At 41.5% G+C, this 3,002-nt stretch carries 1 pseudogene; it reads right to left on the reverse strand.

Annotated elements, in window-relative coordinates:
- A pseudogene (locus tag ACFIK2_RS02025) lies at nt 1-3,002 on the reverse strand (hypothetical protein); the annotation flags it as partial.

Below are 3,002 nucleotides of genomic sequence, written 5' to 3' on the forward strand. Positions count from 1 at the left end.
AACACCCGATCCCCCCGCACGAAGACTACGACTTGACGTCACCTCTTCTTCTTGCTTAACAAGGATACTGTCTCTTACATCCCCAATCTCTTCATTCAGAGTAGTGAAAGTACTGTTAACACCTTCAAAAGCAGCAGCAACATTGTGATAAGTCTTCTCGTCATTTTCTGTGCCATCAGCATCAAATTGTGCAACTTTGAAATCAGGTTTCGTCCATTTGCCTTCCTCATACTTAGTTCCGCCACCAAAATATTCCGCAAGGGAACTGTTCGTAGAATGGAGCTGGGATCCATTAACAGCATCCGTTGAGTTAGCAGCAACATCTCCATCCTTAAGAGACGTGATCTTGCTGTTGCCTTTTTTCTCTCCTTCTCCATGCTGCGCACTAAAGGCATTTGCATCTTTGCTCCACGACAACGAATCCTGTGCAACACCTTGAGAAACTTCCTTAATACGAGCGTTCACATTCTTGATATTCGTGTCAAGACCTGCAAATGCAGTTCCAACACCTTGGAACGAACTCTCTGTTACACTTCCATCTTTAGCAATGTAAGATAATTTATACGTTGGCTGTGTAAGAGCTCCATCTTTAAAGGATGCTTCTCCACCTAAAAACTTAGCTACATCCTCACCGATTTTATTAATCTGACCACCCGTGATTGCATCACGTGACTTGTCAGCAATCTTACCATCAGCAACATTATGAAGACCTACAGCTGCCTTATCTTTACCACCTAAAGTCACACTCGTATAATCAGTTTTATCACCTGTTTTATCGTAATGAACAACGGCTGAATCATCAGACTGAAGGCTATTCGAAAGATCTTTCAATTCTTTATCAAGTTGGCCTTTGTTAACCGCTTCATTATTTTGTGTTGCTGCCTTCACTCCAGAAAGTATCCTATCCCCTTTATTCTTGTTGGTTATGTTGATTTCTCCGCCTTCTACTGCTGCGCCAATAGTGAGACGATGCGTTGTTTTGTCTTGCTGAACAAAGCTTTCGCTTTCTACTTTGTTAATCACATTATTAACCTGTTCAGTCAATTTATTCTGAACATTCGTGATAGAAGTACCTACACCTTCAAAGGCAGATGCTACATCAGGATATTCTTTGTTTTCTGTTTCGCCATCATCCTTAACGGACTTAACAGTGAATTTAGGAGCAGTCCATGCGCCACTTTCATATTTAGCGCCACCACCTANATCCATTGAGCTTGCAGATATATCGCCATTCGCAAGATACTTAATCTTGCTATTGCTTTTTGCATCTTCTTTCCCATGCGTTGCTACAAACGCACCTTCTTCTTCGCTCCACATCAAAGCATTCTGATCAATATTTTCAGTGACCTCTTTTTTTACATTTGTGATAGAAGTACCAACCCCTGTTAAAGCACTTGCTACATCAGAATAGCTTTTATCTTCTTCAATACCATCTTCATTGAAGATCTTAATCTTGAAACTTGGACCTGTCCAGTTTCCATTTCCAAAGTCAGCATCTCCACCAAAAAAAGTAGCTACCTTACCACCTAGTATATTTATCTGAGAACCATTGACTGCTTCATCTGAATTTGCACTGAGATCGCCACCTAATAAACCGGAAATTTTCCGTTTCCCATTATCTTTATTCAGAATGCTGATTTCAGTACCACCAGTTCCTTTCCCAATGGTGATAAGACCTGTACCCCCCGCACGGAGACTACGCGCTAATTTCTCCTCTTTTTCTTCTTCTTGCTTAACAAGGATACTGTCTCTTACATCAGCAATTTCATTATTTGTTGCAAATAACTGTGAACCATTCACTGCTTGTTGTGAAGTCTCAGTGAGTGCCGCAGCCTTAACTTTCTTTATCTCTTTACCTCCAGCATCAATGCCCGAGGTCGTTATTTTCGGTCCATCAGTAATTACCAGACCTGTTGCATCTAGGGCAGTTGTGCCTGCCTTTAAGCTCGTTAATGTAACATCTTGAGCTAAATCAAATTTTACATTATTGTCTTTATCACCTTTTGTAATGTTAAGATTGGTACTTCCAGTAGAAAAATCTACCGTACTTTCAATCGCAACAGCCTTAGAATTTTCACCACCAACAGAGAGTTTCCAACCTTTATCTGTGTACTTTCTTAGCGCTTTCAGCTGCGCAACATTCACTGCATCTGTATCTGCACTACCGGCCGCTACTGCTATAATCTGTCGCGTTTTTTTATCACCAACACTTCCAACACTCACTGCACCTGACGTGCTTTTCCATGAAAATGCACTATCTTCTGCAGCTGCATTCGCTATAGGATCATAACCACTCTCACCAGCAGCAATGTTAGCTTTAGAATAGCTTCCTATTGCAACACTCCCTTTCACCATCCCAAGAGCTTCGTGACCTAGCCCGATACTATCCAACTCCTGAGCTTTTGAATAGTAACCGATAGAAATGCCATTTTTAGCATCTTCCCATACCGATGAACGCTGACCAATACCAATCCCATTTTCTCCTCCGATTTTAGCAACACGCCCTAAGGCAATTGAATGATTACCCTTCGCAGTTGTATAATCATCTGGATATTTATCTTGAATATCATCAGAACCTATTGCGATACTATGCTGACCCAAAGAGTGCGCCGAGCGTCCTATAGAAATACTATTCAAACCTGTCGCCTCTGCAGTATACCCCAAAACGATAGTATTTTTTGCTTTCGCCTTTGTAAAAGAACCTATAGCAATAGCACTCCCAGCGGATGCTTCTGCAGTAGCACCAATAGCAATTCCCTGATAACTCTTAGCTTCAGCTGATAAACCGATAGCTATCGCTCTTTCAGCTTCTGCCATCGCCCCAACACAGCCAAGTTTACCGCTCGCATTTTTACAATCTGGATCATCTCTACCTATTGCAATACTTGAGTAAGTAGTTGCCTTTGCAGTATTACCCAACGCAACACCTTGATCAGCTTTCGTGTCTCGCTGCATTTCACTAACAGGAATAAGTTGTCTTGGTGTCAAAGTATTTATTACAG

Origin of the sequence: Bartonella sp. AP88XZML, assembly GCF_042195565.1 — a bacterium.
Lineage (GTDB): Bacteria > Pseudomonadota > Alphaproteobacteria > Rhizobiales > Rhizobiaceae > Bartonella.